We start from the raw sequence: 19,435 nt of genomic DNA on the forward strand, positions 1-19,435 counted from the left end.
TTAAAGCGCCATTTTCAGCTTAAAGTTCAAAAGAGATTATATCCCTTCTTCACTCTCTTTTTTCGCTTCTGCCTTCTCGATTTCACGATACCAGCGTGGATGGTGTTTCTTCGCCCAGCGACGGCTCACCTTCCCTTCGATCATCCCTTTAATCGACCCTTTCACCCAGAATGCCATATACATATGGATCAGGATGGCGTGGATCAGGATGATACCCGCAGCCGCGTGAATCAGCAGGCTGTAGCGAACAACCTGCATCGGGAAGTACTGCGCAAAGTACGGACGCCAGATAATCACCCCGGTCACCAGCAGCACGAAAATCATGCTCATGATCGACCAGAACATCATCTTTTGCCCGGCGTTGTACTTACCGACATCCGCCACTTTGTGCTCATTGCCTTTTAATACTTCGACAATGTTCAACAGCCACGGAATATCTTTCTTATCCGGGATGTTGTGATGCACAAAACGCACAAACATAAACATCAGCGCGACGAAAATCGCAATGCCGAAGAACGGGTGCAAAATGCGTCCCATCTGCGGCGTACCGAAGGTTTGCGTCAGCCATTGCAGCGTCGGGAAGAAGAACGAAATCCCGGACAGCGCCACCAGGAAGAAGCAAATCACCACGGTCCAGTGACAGGCGCGATCAATAAATTTGGTGCGCACAATCATTTTCGACTTACTCATGATGATCCTCCTCGTCATCGTCCACTTCCTTATTCGGGCCAATACCGATGTAGTGGAAAATCAACCCGGCAAAAGTGGCAATAAAGCCAGCCGCTGCCAGCGGTTTCAACGCGCCTTTCCACAGGCTTACCGAGGTATCGATCTTCGGATCTTTCGGCAGACCGTGATACAGCTCCGGCTGATCGGCGTGATGCAGCACGTACATAACGTGCGTACCACCGACCCCTTCCGGGTTGTAGACGCCAGCATGTTCGTAACCACGCGCTTTCAGTTTCGCCACGCGCTGTTCCGCCAGCTCCAGCATCTCCTTCTTGGTGCCGAAGTGGATAGCCCCGGTCGGACAGGTTTTCACACAAGCCGGTTCCTGGCCGACGCTGACGCGATCGACGCAGAGCGTGCATTTATATACCCGGTTATCCTCTTTGTTGAGGCGCGGAATATTAAACGGACACCCGGCAATGCAGTAACCACAGCCGATGCAGTTTTCCGACTGGAAATCGACAATCCCGTTAGCGTACTGAATGATTGCACCAGCAGACGGGCACGCCTTCAGGCAGCCCGGATCTTCACAGTGCATACAGCCGTCTTTACGGATCAGCCACTCCAGCTTGCCGTTCTGTTCGGTTTCGCTAAAGCGCATCACCGTCCAGGACTTGGCGCTCAGATCGGCGGGGTTATCGTAAACCCCGACGCAGTGCCCCACTTCATCACGGATGTCGTTCCACTCCGAACACGCCACCTGACAGGCTTTACAGCCGATACAGGTGGAAACGTCAATAAGTTTCGCGACTTCTGCTTTGTAATCACGCACCTGAGAAGGCGGCGTGATGGAGTTAGTTGCGGACCTTTTGATAATGTCCTGCGTTTCCATAGCCATCTGTTCGCCCCCTTACGCCTTCTCGATGTTGACTAAGAACGCTTTATATTCCGGCGTTTGCGAGTTTGCATCACCGACATTCGGCGTCAGAGTGTTAGCGATATAACCTTTACGCGCGACACCCTCAAAGCCCCAGTGGATTGGAATACCCACCGTTTCAACCTGCTGACCGTTTACATTCAGCGGTTTCAGACGGCGCGTTACCACCGCCACCGCGCGGATAAAGCCACGCTTGCTTGAGACAGTGACACGATCGCCATTATTAATGCCTTTCGCCGCCGCCAGCGTTTCGCTGATTTCCACAAACTGTTCCGGCTGAGCAATTGCGTTGAGCAACGCGTGCTTGGTCCAGGTGTGGAAGTGCTCGGTCAGACGATAGGTCGTACCCACATACGGGAACTGCTCTTTTTTACCCATCCGCAGCGCGTCTTGTTCATACAGACGAACAACCGGGTTAGACACCACGTTCGGATGCAGCGGGTTAGTGCCCAGCGGCGTTTCGATTGGCTCGTAGTGTTCCGGGAACGGACCTTCCGCCATTTTGTTGATGGCAAACAGGCGTCCCATCCCTTCCGGCTGCATGATAAACGGTCCGGTTGGTGTACCTGGCGCGGCATTGCCGAAGTCCGGAATATCGTTACCCGTCCACTTGCTGCCGTTCCACTGGATCAGCATCCGTTTCGGATCCCACGGTTTACCGTTGATATCCGCCGAAGCACGGTTGTAGAGTACGCGACGGTTGAGCGGCCACGCCCAGGCCCATCCCAGCGTATTCCCCAGACCGGACGGGTCGGAGTTATCGCGGTTAGCCATCTGGTTGCCCTGCTCTGTCCAGCTACCGGTGTAGATCCAGCAAGAAGATGCGGTTGTACCGTCATCACGCAGATGCGCAAAGCTACTCAGCAACTGACCTTTCTTCGCAATCAGCACGCCATTAGCATCATAGAGATCTTCCAGCGCATAGCCGTTGTTCTCTTTAGCTACTTCGTCAGATTGCGGTTCGTGCGGCTGCTTGTAGTTCCAGCTCATCTTCATCAGCGGTTCTACGCCTTTACCACCTTCGGCCTGGTACAACTCGCGCAGATGATGGTAGATACCCGCCAGAATTTCGCCGTCGTTACGCGCTTCGCCCGGCGCGTCCTGACCTTTCCAGTGCCACTGTAACCAGCGACCGGAGTTAGCGATAGAACCATCTTCTTCAGCAAAGCAGGTCGAAGGCAGACGGAATACTTCAGTCTGAATAGATGCCGGATCGACATCGTTCGACTCGCCGTGGTTCTGCCAGAAGGTAGAGGTTTCAGTCACCAGCGGATCGATAACCACCATGTACTTCAGTTTGCTCAGGCAGCTCACCACTTTGTTTTTGTCCGGGAAGGACGCAACCGGGTTAAAGCCCTGGCAGAAATAACCGGTGACTTTGCCTTCGTCCATCATGTTGAAATACTTGATGACGTCGTAGGTCTGGTCCCACTTAGGCAGCCAGTCGTAGCCCCAGTTATTCTCTTTCTGCGCGGCATCGCCGTAGAAAGATTTCATCAGGCTAACGAAGAACTTCGGATAGTTGCTCCAGTAGTTCACCTGATCAGCCAGCGTCGCTTTCGGCGTGTTCGCTTCCAGATACGACTGCAAATCAACCTGTTTTTCTGACGGCAGCGTCAGATAACCCGGCAGGCTGGTAGAGAGCAGGCCTAAGTCGGTCAGCCCCTGAATGTTGGAGTGACCACGCAATGCGTTCACGCCGCCACCGGCCATACCCATGTTACCGAGCAGTAACTGGATCATCGCCATAGTACGGATGTTCTGCGCACCCACGGTGTGCTGCGTCCAGCCCAGCGCGTAAAGGAAGGTGGTTGTGCGATCCGGTGCGCTGGTGGAGGCCAGCACTTCACACACTTTCAGGAAGTCGGCTTTTGGCGTACCACAGATGTTTTCTACTACGTCCGGCGTGTAGCGGGAAACGTGCTCTTTCAGCAAGTTCCACACACAGCGCGGATGAGTCAGTGTTTCATCGCGTTTCGCATAGCCGTTTTCATCGAACTGATAGTTCCAGGACGATTTATCGTATTGACGTTTTTCAGCGTCGTAGCCGCTGAACAGACCGTCTTCGAAAGCAAAATCATCACGCACCAGCAGACTGGCGTTGGTGTAATGCTTAACGTATTCGGCGTTGATTTTGTTGTTTTCGATCAGGTAGCGCAAAACGCCAGACAGGAACGTAATGTCCGTACCGGAACGAATAGGTGCGTAAATATCCGCTACAGAAGCGGTACGCGTAAAACGGGGATCGACAACGATCAAGGTTGCATCGTTGTTGTTTTTCGCTTCCATCGCCCAGCGGAAACCGACGGGATGTGCTTCAGCAGCGTTACCACCCATCACCATTACGACGTTAGCGTTTTTGATATCCACCCAGTGGTTGGTCATCGCACCGCGACCAAATGTTGGAGCAAGACTTGCTACCGTTGGTCCGTGTCAGACGCGCGCCTGGTTGTCTACCGCCAGCATCCCGAGGGAGCGGGCAAATTTTTGAGTCAGCATCCCGGTTTCGTTGCTGGCACCGGAGGCACACAGCATACCGGTAGAAAGCCAACGGTTTACCGTTACGCCCTGCTCGTTCTTTTCAATAAAGTTAGCGTCACGGTCAGCTTTCATCAGCTTCGCAATACGCGAGAATGCTTCTTCCCAGCTAATGCGCTGCCATTTATCAGAACCTGGCGCACGATATTCCGGGTAGCGCAGACGGTTTTCGCTGTTGACGTAATCCAGCAAACCGGCCCCTTTCGGGCACAGCGCACCACGGCTTACCGGATGATCCGGGTCACCTTCAATGTGATAAATCGCTTCTCTGGCGTTTTTCGCGCCATCACCCAGGCTATACATCAATAGCCCGCAACCTACGGAACAGTATGTGCAGGTGTTACGGATCTCTTTAGCGCGTAATAATTTGTAGTTTCGCGCCTGAGCCAGTGCTTGCTTTGGGGCAAAGCCCAATGCTGCTACTGTTGTTCCAGCCATACCGCCCGCGCAGATTTTAAAAAATTGTCTGCGACTGACGTCCATTGCTTTCCTCTTTTTTCAGGGGTATTACTGCGCGAGGAAACTAACAGTAAAATTCTGAATCTTTTTGCGCGAAATCAAAAAGAACACGTGTTTGCCACAAAATAATCCGCCTGCGCAAATTGACCTACCTCAATAGCGGTAGAAAAACGCACCACTGCCTGACAGGCCAGTTAAAAAAATGCTATAAAATTCAGCTTAATTTTTAACGGCAAGAGAGACAAAACAGCGAGCATGACACGACAAAAAGCAACGCTCATAGGGCTAATAGCGATCGTCCTGTGGAGCACGATGGTAGGATTGATTCGCGGTGTCAGTGAGGGGCTCGGCCCGGTCGGCGGCGCAGCTGCTATCTATTCATTAAGCGGGCTGCTGTTAATCTTCACGGTTGGATTTCCGCGTATTCGGCAGATCCCGAAAGGCTATTTACTCGCCGGGTGTCTGTTATTCGTCAGCTATGAAATCTGTCTGGCGCTTTCCTTAGGATATGCGGCGACCCGTCATCAGGCGATTGAAGTGGGTATGGTGAACTATCTGTGGCCCAGCCTGACAATTCTCTTTGCCATTCTGTTTAATGGTCAGAAAACCAACTGGCTGATTGTACCAGGATTATTATTGGCCCTGGTTGGCGTCTGCTGGGTGTTAGGCGGTGACAATGGGTTACATTATGATGAAATCATCAATAATATCACCACCAGCCCATTGAGTTATTTCCTGGCGTTTATTGGTGCGTTTATCTGGGCAGCCTATTGCACAGTAACGAATAAATACGCACGCGGATTTAACGGAATTACCGTTTTTGTCCTGCTAACGGGAGCAAGTCTGTGGGTTTACTATTTTCTCACGCCACAACCAGAAATGGTATTTAGCACGCCCGTCATGATTAAACTCATCTCTGCGGCATTTACCTTAGGATTTGCTTATGCTGCATGGAACGTCGGTATATTACATGGCAACGTCACCATTATGGCGGTAGGTTCGTATTTTACGCCCGTCCTTTCCTCAGCGCTTGCAGCCGTGCTGCTCAGCGCCCCGCTGTCGTTCTCGTTCTGGCAAGGCGCGCTAATGGTCTGCGGCGGTTCCCTGCTCTGCTGGCTGGCGACACGTCGTGGCTAAAATAATTGTCGGGTCTACGGCCCGGCAGTTAAACAGATAAATTCCGACAACATAAAAAAATAAATTTCAAATACCAGTAGTTCACCTTATATTTCATTTCGACTTCGATCACATATCGATAAATAATATTATTTCATCTATTTTTCTCATTGTTTTTAATCACCATTCTATTTTAAAAACAGTATGTCATTTATAAATGACGCCGTTTAAAATTCGTTTAGAAAATACGTTTAACGATAATTAAAAGGATTCTGTTAAATGAAATTAAAAATAGTTGCGGTGGTTGTAACTGGTTTGTTAGCTGCGAACGTAGCACACGCTGCCGAAGTCTATAACAAGGATGGTAATAAACTCGACCTTTATGGCAAGGTTACCGCTCTACGTTATTTTACTGATGATAAGCGTGACGATGGTGATAAAACTTATGCCCGTCTCGGCTTTAAAGGAGAAACGCAAATCAATGATCAAATGATTGGTTTTGGTCACTGGGAATATGATTTTAAAGGCTATAACGATGAAGCCAACGGCTCGCGCGGTAACAAGACCCGTCTGGCCTATGCAGGTTTAAAAATTAGTGAATTTGGCTCTCTGGACTATGGTCGTAACTACGGTGTCGGCTATGACATTGGTTCATGGACCGATATGTTGCCAGAATTTGGTGGCGATACCTGGAGTCAGAAAGATGTCTTCATGACATTCCGTACTACCGGTGTGGCAACCTATCGCAACTACGATTTCTTCGGCTTAATTGAAGGTCTGAACTTTGTCGCGCAATATCAAGGCAAAAATGAACGCACTGACAATGGCCATCTTTATGGTGCTGACTACACGCGTGCCAATGGTGACGGTTTCGGTATCTCCTCAACTTATGTTTATGATGGCTTTGGTATCGGTGCGGTGTATACCAAATCCGATCGGACAAATGCGCAGGAAAGAGCCGCTGCTAATCCTCTCAATGCCTCCGGTAAGAATGCAGAACTGTGGGCTACAGGTATAAAATATGATGCCAACAACATCTACTTTGCAGCTAATTACGCTGAAACATTAAACATGACCACCTATGGCGATGGTTATATCTCTAACAAAGCACAAAGTTTTGAAGTAGTGGCACAATATCAATTCGACTTCGGCTTGCGCCCATCACTCGCTTACCTGAAATCAAAAGGCAGAGATTTGGGCCGCTACGGCGACCAGGACATGATTGAGTATATCGACGTTGGTGCGACGTATTTCTTCAACAAAAATATGTCGACCTATGTTGATTATAAAATCAACCTGATTGATGAAAGCGACTTTACCCGTGCCGTAGATATTCGCACCGATAACATCGTCGCAACGGGCATTACCTATCAGTTCTAACATCCTCTCCTGACCAGCCCTTCTCTGGGCTGGTTTTTGATTTAAGTGCTGCTGTATGACTCCTTAAGTAAAAATGAGCAATTTTTGATATTTCTGGTCATTCACCTCAATTAATATTCTTCCATACCCTCCGGGGACATCTTACTATAATATTTATTGATGAGTGATTATGACCAATATTAATACAGCTTGTGTAAAAAATAATGCCAGTTATCAATTAAATAACGCATTACCTAACAAAGAAACCATCTCCAGCAATTTTTGTGAACGACTGGCACAATGGGGTAATAAGTCGCTTAATAATGGTGAAGAAAGAGCAATTGCCGTAGAGCGAATTAAAGAAGCTTACAATTCGAACATGGCATCTCTTGATTTGTCATATCTTGATTTGAGTGAGTTACCGCCTATCCCCTCGACAGTTAACACGTTAAATCTGGAAAACAATTGTCTCACTTGTCTTGACTTTACTGACAATGCCAGCCTCGTCAATATCAACCTCAGCTTTAATAAAATTAAAACGATAACCTTTCCAAATGAATCAAAACTGGAAAATATTTATATTGATCACAACAATCTGGAAAATTTGGATTTAAAAAATCAGCATTCATTGGTCAATCTGGAAGCGCAAAATAACAAACTGACAAAAATTAATATTTCTGATAGTTATAAACTGAAATTTCTTAACCTTGATTATAACAAGCTAGCATCGCTGGATCTCTCCCGGCAAGAATCTCTGATTGAGTTAAGTGCCCATCACAATATGATCAATGACCTAATATTACACAATCACCCCATAGTGGAGAAAATCACTTTAAACGACAACCATATTGCACATTTAAACGCGAAAACCACTACAAAGCTAGAATATTTAAACTTAAGCAATAACAATTTATTGCCAACCAGTGAAATTGATCAACTAATATCATCAAAACATCTTTGGCATGTATTAGTTAACGGCGTCAACAATGATCCACTTGCCCAAATGCAGTACTGGACTGCAGTAAGAAATATAATTGATGACACTAATGAAGTGACCATTGATTTATCTTATAACCTGGCAATCACAAATATCGATACCAGTGATGAACATCTTGTAGAAGTAAGCGATAATTCCGAAGGAAATCATATAAAAGACAATGACTCAATGTCTATTCGTTATAGATCAAAATATTATTCCAGAGAGTACGCCTTAATAGAAGAAGATACAATATTTTCTGACGCAGAACTAAAAGCTATTCTGCCTATGCGTCGCATGTACGGGGTTGGTGACTATAAGTCAAATTCCTCTTCTCTATCCTCACACTCGGGGCTAAAGGACCCAACGGGCACACCCGTCTGTTATTATATTCATAATGAGGATAAACCTTCCTTAGGTTATGGTCCAACAGCCAATAATTGGTTAAGCCAATCCTTTTCTACAGAGTTATAAAACACATCCTGATTTATCAAGGGTGATAAATCAGAAAAACATTGTATTACTACGGAGCAGTTATGAAATTCCCTTCAATCTTTAATAAAATAAAACCACAATCCATACAGCAACTCCCAGAAAAAAAATGAACTTAACTGGATGCTCGAATTAAATAAATGGAAAGTAGAACGTACACTTACAGGTGAAATCCATCGTCCGGAATGCCGAAAAGAAGCCGCTGAAAGGATAAACTGTGCTTTTATGTCAAAACAGAATGACATTGATTTATCAGGACTTAATTTAACTATCCAACCACCAGGGCTGCAAAACTTCACCTCTATCAATCTTGATGAGAACCAACTCAAACATTTTGATGCAACCAACTACGATAAACTCATCAACCTTAGTCTGAATAGTAATGCTCTTGAGTCAATAAATTTTCCTCAAGGCAGAAATGTAAGTATTACACATATATCTATGAATAATAATGTTCTCAGAAATATTGATATAGATAGGCTTTCATCAGTTACTTATTTTAGTGCGGCACATAATCAACTAGAGTTTGTGCAATTAGAATGTTGCGAAAGGTTGCAGTACCTGAATCTCAGCCACAATCAATTAACTGATATTGTTGCAGGGAATAAAGATGAACTTTTACTGCTGGATCTATCCCATAATAAACTAACAAGTTTACATAATGTCTTATTTCCCAACTTGAATACGTTACTTATTAACAACAACTTGCTTTCTGAAATTAAAATATTCTTTAGCAACTTCTGTAATGTTCAGACATTAAACGCTGCGAACAATCAGTTGGAAAAAATAAACCTTCATTTCCTGACTTATCTTTCATCTATCAAAAGTTTAAGGCTGGACAATAATAAAATAACCCGCATTGACACTAAGAATACATCCGATATTGAAACTTTATTCCCCATAATAAAACAGAGCAAAAACTTAAATTTTTTAAATGTTTCTGGCGAGAACAACTGCCCTACTATGCAGCTCATGTTATTTAATTTGTTTTCCCCAGCACTTAAGCTTAATACTGGTCTGGCAATTCTTTCGCCTGGTGCATTTGAAGTTCACTCTGACGGAGTATATGTGGATAACGAATTGTTTCACTATCATATTAAAAATGCATGTAACCCATATAATATACATACTTATAAAACAGAAGAAGTTGTAAACCAGAGGAATATAAAAATTAAAAATATGACCTTAGATGAAATAAACAATACTTACTGTAATAACGATTATTACAATGAGGCGATAAGAGAGGAACCGATAGACTTTCTGGACAGAACGTTTTCCTCCAGTTCATGGCCTTTTTAGTGAATAAATTATCACTAATTCTATAAGTGTCTGGTCTTGTTAAAAATATAAACCCTTTGGATTCATCATCTGAAGGGTTGGATCATGACATGCATACATAGCTTAACATCCGTTTAATGGTTAGCTTGTTAGTTACATTTAGTAACACATATCTGTCTGTTTAATCCCCATTCTGCCCCCGCGGTTACGCTTTCTTATCTATTCTTTCAATTAGCACTTCACCCAATTCATCCTTAATTCTAATAACTGGCTATTGCGCCTTACCTCCTGTTTTGTCTTTTTTTCATTACCAATGTGTACATGTGAGGAACAATATGGCACTGCAAAATGAGAAAACTAGTCGTTATCTTTTGCGCGACTGGAAACCAGAAAATCCGGCCTTCTGGGAAAATAAAGGAAAACATATTGCACGAAGAAACCTCTGGATATCAGTCAGTTGTCTACTTCTTGCCTTCTGTGTCTGGATGCTATTTAGCGCAGTTACTGTTAATCTCAATAAAATCGGTTTTAATTTCACTACCGATCAACTCTTTTTATTAACCGCATTACCCTCCGTTTCTGGCGCATTATTGCGTGTCCCCTACTCCTTTATGGTGCCTATATTTGGTGGACGCCGATGGACGGTTTTTAGTACTGCAATCCTGATTATTCCTTGCGTCTGGCTCGGAATTGCCGTGCAGAATCCGAATACTCCTTTTGGGATATTTATCGTTATCGCTTTGCTTTGCGGTTTTGCAGGTGCGAACTTTGCTTCGAGCATGGGCAATATCAGTTTCTTCTTCCCAAAAGCCAAACAAGGGAGCGCACTTGGGATTAATGGCGGATTAGGAAACTTAGGTGTAAGTGTGATGCAGCTGGTTGCACCGTTGGTCATTTTTGTACCCGTATTTGCCTTTCTCGGCGTCAATGGCGTACCGCAGGCCGACGGTTCGGTGATGTCGCTGGCGAATGCCGCATGGATTTGGGTGCCATTACTGGCGATTGCCACGATCGCCGCCTGGTCAGGGATGAATGATATAGCCAGTTCACGCGCGTCAATTGCCGACCAGCTGCCAGTGTTACAACGCCTGCATCTCTGGCTGCTGAGCCTGCTTTACCTTGCCACCTTCGGTTCGTTTATCGGTTTTTCTGCGGGTTTTGCCATGCTGGCGAAAACTCAGTTCCCTGATGTGAATATTCTGCGCCTGGCGTTCTTTGGCCCATTTATTGGTGCCATCGCGCGGTCGGTTGGTGGTGCTATTTCCGATAAATTCGGCGGCGTGCGGGTGACGTTGATCAACTTCATTTTTATGGCGATTTTCAGCGCCCTGCTGTTCCTTACCTTACCGGGCACAGGCTCCGGTAATTTCATCGCATTTTACGCCGTATTTATGGGGTTGTTTCTGACCGCAGGTCTGGGAAGTGGTTCTACTTTCCAGATGATCGCCGTCATCTTTCGCCAGATAACCATTTATCGGGTGAAGATGAAAGGCGGTAGTGATGAGCAAGCTCAGAGAGAAGCCGTCACCGAAACGGCGGCGGCTCTGGGCTTTATCTCAGCCATTGGCGCAGTGGGCGGCTTTTTCATTCCGCAGGCGTTTGGCATGTCGCTCAATATGACCGGCTCTCCGGTAGGCGCGATGAAAGTGTTTTTAATCTTCTACATCATTTGTGTGCTGCTGACCTGGCTGGTTTATGGTCGGCGGAAGTTCAGCCAAAAATAAGAGATCGATGCCTGACACGTCTTATCAGGCTACAACCGTGTCGCATCCGACAAGGCATCAGATCCCAATTCATTCCTGGAGCAGGAGTTATGTCATGAGTAAACTTTTGGATCGCTTTCGCTACTTCAAACAAAAGGGCGAAACCTTTGCCGATGATCACGGACAGGTGATGCATAGCAACCGCGACTGGGAGGACAGCTATCGCCAGCGTTGGCAGTTCGACAAAATCGTGCGTTCCACCCACGGTGTTAACTGTACAGGCTCCTGTAGCTGGAAAATCTACGTTAAAAATGGTCTGGTGACCTGGGAAATCCAACAGACTGACTACCCGCGCACTCGCCCTGACCTGCCCAATCATGAACCTCGCGGCTGCCCGCGTGGCGCAAGTTACTCCTGGTATCTCTACAGCGCTAACCGTCTGAAATACCCGCTCATTCGTAAACGACTGATTGAACTGTGGCGCGAAGCCCTCAAGCAACACAGCGATCCGGTACTGGCGTGGGCATCGATTATGAACGATCCGCAAAAGTGCCTAAGCTACAAACAAGTACGTGGACGCGGCGGCTTTATCCGCTCCAACTGGCAGGAGCTAAACCAGCTGATTGCCGCTGCTAACGTCTGGACCATCAAAACTTACGGCCCGGATCGCGTTGCCGGTTTCTCGCCGATCCCGGCGATGTCGATGGTTTCTTACGCCGCCGGAACACGTTATCTTTCACTATTAGGTGGCACCTGTTTAAGCTTCTACGACTGGTATTGCGACCTGCCGCCCGCCTCGCCGATGACCTGGGGCGAACAAACCGACGTGCCGGAATCTGCCGACTGGTATAACTCCAGTTACATCATCGCCTGGGGGTCTAACGTACCGCAGACACGTACGCCGGACGCCCATTTCTTTACCGAAGTACGCTACAAAGGCACTAAAACCATCGCCATTACCCCTGACTACTCTGAAGTGGCCAAATTGTGCGACCAGTGGCTGGCACCGAAACAAGGCACTGATAGTGCCCTGGCAATGGCAATGGGCCATGTCATTTTAAAAGAGTTTCATCTCGATAATCCCAGCGATTATTTTATCAACTACTGCCGCCGCTACAGCGACATGCCGATGCTGGTAATGCTGGAACCTCGCGACGACGGCAGCTACGTTCCCGGGCGCATGGTCCGCGCATCTGACCTGGTGGATGGACTGGGCGAAAGCAACAATCCGCAGTGGAAAACCGTGGCGGTTAATACCGCAGGTGAACTGGTGGTGCCGAACGGTTCGATTGGTTTTCGCTGGGGAGAAAAAGGCAAATGGAATCTGGAATCCATTGCCGCCGGTACGGAAACCGAATTGTCGTTAACTCTGCTCGGTCAACATGATGCCGTTGCAGGCGTGGCCTTCCCCTACTTTGGCGGCATTGAAAATCCGCATTTTCGCAGCGTAAAAAACAATCCTGTCCTGGTGCGTCAATTACCCGTTAAAAACCTGACATTAGCCGATGGCAGCACCTGTCCGGTGGTCAGCGTTTATGATTTGGTACTGGCGAATTACGGCCTCGATCGCGGGCTGGAAGATGAAAACAGCGCGAAAGATTACGCTGAAATCAAACCGTACACCCCAGCCTGGGGTGAGCAAATTACCGGTGTGCCGCGCCAGTATATTGAAACCATCGCTCGTGAATTTGCCGATACTGCCCATAAAACGCATGGGCGCTCGATGATTATCCTCGGCGCAGGTGTTAACCACTGGTACCACATGGACATGAACTACCGTGGGATGATCAACATGCTGATCTTCTGCGGTTGTGTCGGGCAAAGCGGTGGCGGATGGGCACACTATGTCGGTCAGGAAAAACTGCGCCCACAAACCGGCTGGTTGCCGCTGGCCTTTGCGCTCGACTGGAACCGCCCACCGCGCCAGATGAACAGCACCTCGTTTTTCTACAATCATTCCAGCCAATGGCGCTATGAAAAAGTCTCTGCTCAGGAGTTACTTTCACCGCTCGCCGATGCCAGTAAGTACAGCGGTCATCTGATTGATTTCAACGTTCGCGCCGAACGTATGGGCTGGCTACCTTCTGCGCCGCAGCTGGGGCGTAACCCGCTCGGGATTAAAGCTGAAGCCGACAAGGCCGGATTATCCCCCACAGAGTTTACCGCCCAGGCGCTGAAATCGGGCGATTTACGCATGGCCTGCGAACAACCAGATAGCGGCAGCAATCATCCGCGTAATTTGTTTGTCTGGCGTTCTAACCTGCTTGGCTCCTCCGGCAAAGGCCACGAGTATATGCAGAAGTATCTGCTGGGAACCGAAAGTGGGATTCAGGGTCAGGAACTCGGTGCCAGCGACGGGATCAAACCAGAAGAAGTCGAGTGGCAAACTGCGGCGATTGAAGGCAAGCTCGACCTGCTGGTGACGCTCGACTTCCGTATGTCCAGTACCTGCCTGTTCTCCGATATCGTTCTGCCCACCGCCACCTGGTACGAAAAAGACGATATGAACACCTCGGATATGCATCCGTTTATTCATCCGCTTTCTGCGGCGGTCGATCCGGCGTGGGAATCACGCAGCGACTGGGAAATCTACAAAGGTATTGCCAAAGCCTTTTCGCAAGTGTGCGTGGGCCATCTTGGCAAAGAAACCGACGTGGTATTACAACCACTGCTGCATGACTCTCCGGCAGAACTCTCACAGCCGTGTGAAGTGCTCGACTGGCGCAAAGGCGAATGCGATCTGATTCCAGGTAAAACTGCGCCCAATATTGTGGCGGTGGAACGCGACTACCCTGCTACCTATGAACGCTTTACCTCGCTCGGGCCATTGATGGACAAACTTGGCAACGGCGGTAAAGGGATTTCGTGGAATACCCAGGATGAAATCGATTTCCTCGGCAAACTCAACTACACCAAGCGTGAAGGCCCGGCACAGGGGCGTCCGCTGATTGACACCGCCATTGACGCATCAGAAGTGATTCTGGCGCTGGCACCGGAAACCAACGGTCATGTTGCAGTCAAAGCGTGGCAGGCACTGGGCGAGATCACCGGACGCGAACATACCCATCTGGCGCTGCACAAAGAGGACGAGAAGATTCGCTTTCGCGATATTCAGGCGCAGCCACGTAAAATTATCTCCAGCCCCACATGGTCCGGTCTGGAAAGCGATCACGTTTCCTATAACGCGGGATACACCAACGTTCATGAGTTAATTCCGTGGCGCACGCTGTCGGGACGCCAGCAGCTTTATCAGGATCATCCGTGGATGCGTGCTTTTGGTGAAAGCCTGGTGGCTTATCGCCCGCCTATCGACACCCGTAGCGTCAGTGAAATGCGCCAGATACCGCCAAACGGCTTCCCGGAAAAAGCACTTAACTTCCTGACGCCGCACCAGAAATGGGGCATTCACTCAACCTACAGTGAAAACCTGCTAATGCTGACGCTCTCTCGCGGTGGACCGATTGTCTGGATTAGCGAAACCGATGCCCGTGAACTGACCATTGTCGATAACGACTGGGTGGAAGTGTTTAACGCCAACGGCGCGCTGACTGCCCGCGCGGTGGTCAGCCAACGTGTACCGCCGGGTATGACCATGATGTATCACGCTCAGGAACGCATTATGAATATTCCTGGTTCGGAAGTAACTGGCATGCGCGGCGGCATTCATAACTCGGTCACCCGCGTTTGTCCGAAACCAACGCATATGATTGGCGGTTACGCGCAGCTGGCCTGGGGCTTTAACTACTACGGCACCGTCGGCTCGAACCGCGATGAATTCATCATGATCCGCAAGATGAAGAACGTTAACTGGCTGGATGATGAAGGTCGCGATCAGGTACAGGAGGCGAAAAAATGAAAATACGTTCGCAAGTCGGCATGGTGCTTAACCTCGATAAATGTATCGGCTGCCATACCTGTTCGGTGACCTGTAAAAACGTCTGGACCGGACGCGAAGGCATGGAGTACGCATGGTTTAACAACGTCGAAACCAAACCGGGCATTGGTTATCCGAAAAACTGGGAAGATCAGGAAGAGTGGCAAGGCGGCTGGGTGCGTGATGTGAATGGCAAGATCCGCCCGCGTCTGGGCAGCAAGATGGGCGTAATAACCAAAATCTTCGCCAACCCGGTGGTGCCGCAGATTGATGATTACTACGAACCTTTCACCTTCGACTACGAACATTTGCATAGCGCACCGGAAGGCAAACATATCCCTACTGCTCGCCCGCGTTCACTGATTGACGGCAAACGGATGGACAAAGTGATCTGGGGGCCAAACTGGGAAGAATTGTTGGGCGGCGAATTCGAAAAACGCGCCCGTGACCGCAACTTCGAGGCCATGCAAAAGGAGATGTACGGGCAGTTTGAAAACACCTTCATGATGTACCTGCCGCGCCTGTGCGAACACTGCCTCAATCCCAGTTGCGTGGCAACCTGCCCAAGCGGCGCTATCTACAAACGCGAAGAAGACGGCATTGTGCTGATCGATCAGGATAAATGCCGTGGCTGGCGTTTGTGCATTAGCGGTTGTCCGTACAAAAAAATCTACTTCAACTGGAAAAGCGGCAAGTCAGAAAAATGTATCTTCTGTTACCCACGAATTGAGTCAGGCCAACCCACCGTGTGCTCAGAAACCTGCGTGGGTCGCATCCGGTATCTGGGCGTGCTGCTTTACGACGCCGACCGCATCGAGGAAGCGGCGAGCACCGAGCGCGAAGTTGACCTCTATGAACGCCAGTGCGAAGTGTTCCTCGATCCGCTCGATCCCTCAGTGATCGAAGAAGCCCTGAAACAAGGTATTCCACAAAACGTGATTGAAGCTGCTCAGCGTTCGCCAGTCTACAAAATGGCGATGGACTGGAAACTGGCGTTACCGCTGCACCCTGAATACCGCACCCTGCCGATGGTCTGGTACGTTCCTCCGCTGTCACCGATTCAGTCTTACGCTGATGCGGGCGGCTTGCCGAAAAGCGAAGGCGTGCTGCCCGCCATCGAAAGCCTGCGTATTCCGGTGCAATATCTCGCCAATATGTTGAGTGCCGGCGATACCGGTCCGGTACTGCGGGCGCTGAAACGGATGATGGCGATGCGCCACTATATGCGTTCACAAACCGTGGAAGGCGTTACCGATATCCGCGCCATTGACGAAGTAGGCCTGAGCGTCGCCCAGGTCGAAGAGATGTATCGCTACCTCGCCATTGCCAACTATGAAGACCGTTTTGTCATTCCAACCAGTCATCGGGAAATGGCGGGCGATGCCTTCGCAGAACGCAATGGCTGCGGTTTTACCTTTGGCGACGGTTGCCACGGCTCGGACAGCAAATTCAACCTGTTCAACAGTAGCCGTATCGATGCCATCAACATCACCGAAGTGCGCGACAAAGCGGAGGGCGAATAATGCAGATCCTCAAAGTGATCGGCCTGTTGATGGAGTATCCGGACGAGCTGTTATGGGAATGTAAGGAGGATGCGCTGGCGTTGATCCGCCGCGACGCACCGATGCTTACGGATTTTACCCGCAACCTGCTTAACGCGCCGCTGCTGGATAAACAGGCCGAATGGTGCGAAGTGTTTGACCGTGGACGTACCACATCGCTGCTGCTGTTCGAACATGTTCATGCCGAGTCCCGTGATCGCGGCCAGGCAATGGTGGACCTGCTGGCGGAGTATGAAAAGGTCGGCCTGCAGTTGGATTGTCGAGAACTGCCCGATTATCTACCGCTGTATCTGGAGTACTTAAGCGTACTGCCGGACGATCAGGCGAAAGAAGGCTTGCTCAACGTTGCGCCGATCCTCGCCCTGCTTGGCGGACGCTTAAAACAACGCGAGGCATCGTGGTACGCGTTATTTGACACCCTGTTGCAACTGGCAGGAAGTACACTTTCAAGTGACAGTGTCACAAAACAGGTGAACAGTGAGGAGCGCGATGACACCCGCCAGGCACTGGATGCGGTGTGGGAAGAGGAACAGGTGAAGTTTATTGAAGATAACGCCACGGCGTGTGACAGCTCGCCGCTTAATCAATATCAGCGACGCTTTAGCCAGGATGTCGCGCCGCAGTATGTCGACATCAGTGCGGGAGGTGGGAAATGATTCAGTATCTGAACGTCTTTTTTTATGATATCTACCCGTACATTTGTGCGACAGTGTTTTTCCTCGGCAGCTGGCTGCGCTACGACTACGGGCAGTATACCTGGCGCGCCTCCTCGAGTCAGATGCTCGATAAACGCGGGATGGTGATATGGTCGAATCTGTTCCATATCGGCATTTTGGGGATTTTCTTCGGGCACCTGTTCGGCATGTTAACGCCGCACTGGATGTACGCGTGGTTTCTGCCGGTGGCGGTAAAACAGCAGATGGCGATGGTGCTCGGTGGTATTTGCGGTGTATTGACGTTGATTGGCGGCGCAGGACTGCTGTGGCGCAGGCTGACTAATCAGCGTGTGCGTGCAACTTCCACTACGCCGGATATTATCATCATGAGCATTTTGCTGATCCAGTGTCTGCTGGGGCTAAGTACCATACCGTTTTCAGCACAGTATCCTGATGGTAGCGAAATGATGAAGCTGGTGGGTTGGGCGCAAAGCATTGTCACTTTCCGTGGTGGATCGTCAGAAATGCTTAACGGCGTAGCGTTCGTTTTCCGCCTGCATCTGGTATTGGGAATGACCATCTTCCTGCTCTTCCCGTTCACCCGACTGGTGCATGTGTGGAGCGCGCCGTTTGAGTACTTTACTCGTCGGTATCAGATTGTGCGTTCGCGGCGATAATTTTCACCCTGGCCGGATAGCCCTTCGCTCTCCGGCCACTTGCAGGCTATGATAGTTCTCCAGCCACAGGAGAACGTTAATGAAACCGCAGGTGTACCACGTCGATGCTTTTACCTCACAACCGTTTCGCGGCAATTCTGCCGGTGTTGTTTTCCCCGCCGATAATCTCAGTGAAGCGCAAATGCAGCTTATCGCCCGCGAATTAGGTCATTCCGAAACTGCTTTTCTGCTGCACAGCGACGACAGCGATGTACGCATCCGCTACTTTACGCCAACGGTTGAAGTGCCGATTTGCGGTCACGCGACAGTAGCTGCGCACTATGTCCGTGCGAAGGTGCTAGGTTTAGGAAATTGCACGATCTGGCAAACGTCACTGGCAGGAAAACATCGCGTGACTATCGAAAATCACAATGATGATTATCGTATTTCACTGGAACAAGGTCCGCCGGGCTTTGAGCCACCGCTGGAAGGTGAAGCTCGCACGGCAATTATCAACGCGCTTCATCTCACTGAAGACGATATTCTGCCAGGCTTGCCAATTCAGGTGGCAACCACAGGACACTCAAAAGTGATGATCCCACTGAAACCAGAAGTGGATATCGACGCCCTTTCGCCTGATCTTGCTGCGCTGACCGCTATCAGCAAACAGATTGGCTGCAATGGTTTCTTCCCGTTCCAGATCCGCCCAGGCAAAAACGAAACCGATGGTCGTATGTTCTCGCCTGCCATTGGTATTGTGGAAGATCCGGTGACTGGCAATGCCAATGGCCCGATGGGTGCATGGTTGGTACATCACAACGTATTGCCCCACGATGGCAACGTGTTGCGTGTTAAAGGCCATCAGGGGCGCGCATTGGGGCGTGACGGCGTGATTGAAGTGACGGTGATAATTCGCAATAACCAACCGGAGAAAGTCACCATTTCTGGCACAGCGGTGATTTTGTTTCATGCCGAATGGGCAATTGAATTCTGAAACCGTTGCCTGATGCGCTTCGCTTATCAGGTCTATGTATGCCGGATAAGGCGTTTTGAACTGCACCCCAAATGTTGGACATAATCTGACATCTGAAGGTGCAGTTTATGAAACATTCATTTGAAGTAAAACTTGCCGCTGTAAATCATTACCTGGCCGGTCATGC

11 protein-coding genes and 2 pseudogenes are annotated in these 19,435 nt (G+C 49.1%); 10 read left to right on the forward strand and 3 right to left on the reverse strand.

Annotation, left to right across the window (positions count from 1 at the left end):
- Window positions 1-36: 36 nt before the first annotated feature.
- Genes fdnI through fdnG form a run of 3 tightly spaced genes read right to left on the reverse strand, consistent with a single transcriptional unit; the run spans window position 37 to window position 4,627 of the window.
- The gene (fdnI, locus tag ACJHX3_RS18285) at window positions 37-690 is read right to left on the reverse strand and encodes a formate dehydrogenase-N subunit gamma (protein ID WP_000045648.1); all 654 of its coding nucleotides are present in this window, start codon (window positions 688-690) and stop codon (window positions 37-39) included.
- On the reverse strand, window positions 683-1,567 hold the full coding sequence (gene fdnH, locus ACJHX3_RS18290) for a formate dehydrogenase N subunit beta (RefSeq protein WP_001240582.1): 885 nt from the start codon (window positions 1,565-1,567) through the stop codon (window positions 683-685). The genes fdnI and fdnH overlap by 8 nt, the downstream gene beginning before the upstream one ends.
- Window positions 1,568-1,579: 12 nt before the next feature.
- Complete coding sequence (gene fdnG, locus ACJHX3_RS18295) at window positions 1,580-4,627, reverse strand: formate dehydrogenase-N subunit alpha (RefSeq protein ID WP_012767733.1); 3,048 nt, start codon at window positions 4,625-4,627, stop codon at window positions 1,580-1,582.
- Window positions 4,628-4,858: 231 nt separating this feature from the next.
- Between fdnG and yddG the strand changes: the two genes are divergently transcribed.
- The 10 genes and pseudogenes from yddG (at window position 4,859) to ACJHX3_RS18345 (ending at window position 19,269) form a co-directional block, all read left to right on the forward strand.
- Window positions 4,859-5,740 (forward strand): aromatic amino acid efflux DMT transporter YddG, encoded by an 882-nt coding sequence (gene yddG / locus ACJHX3_RS18300; protein WP_000198203.1) that lies wholly within the window; start codon window positions 4,859-4,861, stop codon window positions 5,738-5,740.
- 258 nt (window positions 5,741-5,998) lie between these two features.
- On the forward strand, window positions 5,999-7,099 hold the full coding sequence (gene ompC / locus ACJHX3_RS18305; protein ID WP_094321810.1) for a porin OmpC: 1,101 nt from the start codon (window positions 5,999-6,001) through the stop codon (window positions 7,097-7,099).
- A 760-nt stretch (window positions 7,100-7,859) separates the two neighbouring features.
- Window positions 7,860-8,157: pseudogene (locus ACJHX3_RS18310) on the forward strand (leucine Rich Repeat family protein); the annotation flags it as partial.
- Between the two features lie 433 nt (window positions 8,158-8,590).
- A pseudogene (locus tag ACJHX3_RS18315) lies at window positions 8,591-9,845 on the forward strand (leucine-rich repeat domain-containing protein).
- A gap of 314 nt (window positions 9,846-10,159) precedes the next feature.
- Window positions 10,160-11,548, forward strand: a complete 1,389-nt coding sequence (gene narU, locus ACJHX3_RS18320) for a nitrate/nitrite transporter NarU (protein ID WP_024216640.1) — start codon at window positions 10,160-10,162, stop codon at window positions 11,546-11,548.
- Between the two features lie 94 nt (window positions 11,549-11,642).
- Window positions 11,643-15,383: a nitrate reductase Z subunit alpha gene (gene narZ, locus ACJHX3_RS18325; protein WP_001306842.1), complete on the forward strand. Its 3,741-nt coding sequence runs from the start codon at window positions 11,643-11,645 to the stop codon at window positions 15,381-15,383.
- On the forward strand, window positions 15,380-16,924 hold the full coding sequence (gene narH, locus ACJHX3_RS18330; protein WP_094308376.1) for a nitrate reductase subunit beta: 1,545 nt from the start codon (window positions 15,380-15,382) through the stop codon (window positions 16,922-16,924). The genes narZ and narH overlap by 4 nt, the downstream gene beginning before the upstream one ends.
- The gene (narW, locus tag ACJHX3_RS18335) at window positions 16,924-17,619 is read left to right on the forward strand and encodes a nitrate reductase molybdenum cofactor assembly chaperone (RefSeq protein WP_001166372.1); all 696 of its coding nucleotides are present in this window, start codon (window positions 16,924-16,926) and stop codon (window positions 17,617-17,619) included. The genes narH and narW overlap by 1 nt, the downstream gene beginning before the upstream one ends.
- Complete coding sequence (gene narI, locus ACJHX3_RS18340) at window positions 17,616-18,296, forward strand: respiratory nitrate reductase subunit gamma (protein WP_000617123.1); 681 nt, start codon at window positions 17,616-17,618, stop codon at window positions 18,294-18,296. Before narW ends, narI begins: the two co-directional genes overlap by 4 nt.
- Before the next feature lie 79 nt (window positions 18,297-18,375).
- A complete protein-coding gene (locus ACJHX3_RS18345; RefSeq protein WP_000804396.1) occupies window positions 18,376-19,269 on the forward strand; it encodes a PhzF family isomerase in 894 nt (297 codons plus the stop codon).
- Window positions 19,270-19,435 lie beyond the last annotated feature (166 nt).

The sequence above is a fragment of the Escherichia sp. WS1265 genome (assembly GCF_046487585.1).
In the GTDB taxonomy this organism is placed as follows: Bacteria; Pseudomonadota; Gammaproteobacteria; order Enterobacterales; family Enterobacteriaceae; genus Escherichia; species Escherichia coli.

Coding starts and splice junctions, on each gene's coding strand:
- narH (WP_094308376.1), top strand. CDS start 15,380: ATGAAAATACGTTCGCAAGTCGGCATGGTGCTTAACCTCGATAAATGT.
- fdnI (WP_000045648.1), bottom strand. CDS start 690: ATGAGTAAGTCGAAAATGATTGTGCGCACCAAATTTATTGATCGCGCC.
- narW (WP_001166372.1), top strand. CDS start 16,924: ATGCAGATCCTCAAAGTGATCGGCCTGTTGATGGAGTATCCGGACGAG.
- yddG (WP_000198203.1), top strand. CDS start 4,859: ATGACACGACAAAAAGCAACGCTCATAGGGCTAATAGCGATCGTCCTG.
- ompC (WP_094321810.1), top strand. CDS start 5,999: ATGAAATTAAAAATAGTTGCGGTGGTTGTAACTGGTTTGTTAGCTGCG.
- fdnH (WP_001240582.1), bottom strand. CDS start 1,567: ATGGCTATGGAAACGCAGGACATTATCAAAAGGTCCGCAACTAACTCC.
- narU (WP_024216640.1), top strand. CDS start 10,160: ATGGCACTGCAAAATGAGAAAACTAGTCGTTATCTTTTGCGCGACTGG.
- narI (WP_000617123.1), top strand. CDS start 17,616: ATGATTCAGTATCTGAACGTCTTTTTTTATGATATCTACCCGTACATT.
- narZ (WP_001306842.1), top strand. CDS start 11,643: ATGAGTAAACTTTTGGATCGCTTTCGCTACTTCAAACAAAAGGGCGAA.
- ACJHX3_RS18345 (WP_000804396.1), top strand. CDS start 18,376: ATGAAACCGCAGGTGTACCACGTCGATGCTTTTACCTCACAACCGTTT.